The 1,131-nt window shown below is 69.5% G+C and carries 1 protein-coding gene; it reads right to left on the minus strand.

Going from position 1 to position 1,131, the window contains the following annotated elements; translation table 11 throughout:
* Positions 1–3: 3 nt before the first annotated feature.
* The gene (locus AB0C84_RS46285) at positions 4–1,008 is read right to left on the minus strand and encodes an IS481 family transposase (RefSeq protein ID WP_361079324.1); all 1,005 of its coding nucleotides are present in this window, start codon (positions 1,006–1,008) and stop codon (positions 4–6) included.
* Positions 1,009–1,131 lie beyond the last annotated feature (123 nt).

Genomic DNA, 1,131 nt, shown 5'->3' on the forward strand with positions numbered 1-1,131 from the left:
CCGCTAGCTGTACTGCCCTGACAGGTTGGTGACTCGGCTGGAGGGTGGTTGTCCTGCCAGTGCGGTGTGTCCGCGGTGATGGTTGTAGAGGTGCAGCCAGGGGGTGAGTGCGGCGCGTCGCTCGGATTCGCTGGTGTAGGGGCGGGCGTAGGCCCATTCGTCGAGGAGGGTGCGGTGGTAGCGCTCGACTTTGCCGTTGGTCTGGGGTCGGTAGGGGCGGGTGCGCTTGTGTGCGATGCCGTCGGCGGCGAGTTGGTCGCGCCAGGGGTGTGAGCGGTAGCAGGCGCCGTTGTCGGTCAGGACCCGGCGGACGGTGATTCCGGCGTCGGTGAAGAATTGGTGTGCGCGCTGCCAGAACGCGACGGCGGTTTCCTTGCGCTCGTCGGGGAGGATTTCGGTGTAGGCCAGGCGGGAGTGGTCGTCGATGGCGGTGTGGAGGTAGCCGTGGCCAAGCCGGGGTTTGCCGCCTGTGCGGCGGGTGCCGGTGTCGGTGCGCTGGCTGTTGCGGGTGCCGATGGCGCGGCCGTGCGCGCGGTGGCCGCCGCCGTCGGGGATGTTGCCGAGCTTTTTGATGTCGACGTGGATCAGGTCGCCGGGTGCGGGGTGTTCGTAGCGGCGGACGGTGCGGCGTATCGGGCGTCCGGTGGCGCGGTCCAGATGCGCCAGGGGCGGGCAGTGGTAGCGGGTCAGGACGCGGTGCACGGTGGAGGCGTGCAAGCCCAGCCGGGCCGAGATGCGGGCCGGTCCCAGCCGGGCGGTGAAGCGGAGGTTGACGATCCGCCGCTCGATCCGCTTGGACATGCGGGCCGGGCTGTGGTGCGGGCGGCTGGAGCGATCGGCCATCCCCGCCGCCCCTGACTGCCGGTAGCGGTCGGCCCAGCGTTTGGCGGTGGTGTGGGAGACCTGGAACCGCTCGGCCGCTCGCCGCAGCGGCCAGCCCTGGTCCACGACACAGCGGGCCAGCTCCAACCGCCCGGCCGGCGCAAGTTTGGCGTTAGCGTGGACCACGAGGACCTCCAGGACGAGATGTGCATGTTGTGGTGACACACACCTCGCCAGGAGGTCCTCGTCTATATCAAGCTCATCGAGCCGTGTCGCCGTCACCAACGTCCATGGTCACTACAGCTAGCG

This window comes from Actinomadura sp. NPDC048955 (assembly GCF_040649435.1).
In the GTDB taxonomy this organism is placed as follows: Bacteria; Actinomycetota; Actinomycetes; order Streptosporangiales; family Streptosporangiaceae; genus Spirillospora; species Spirillospora luteofluorescens.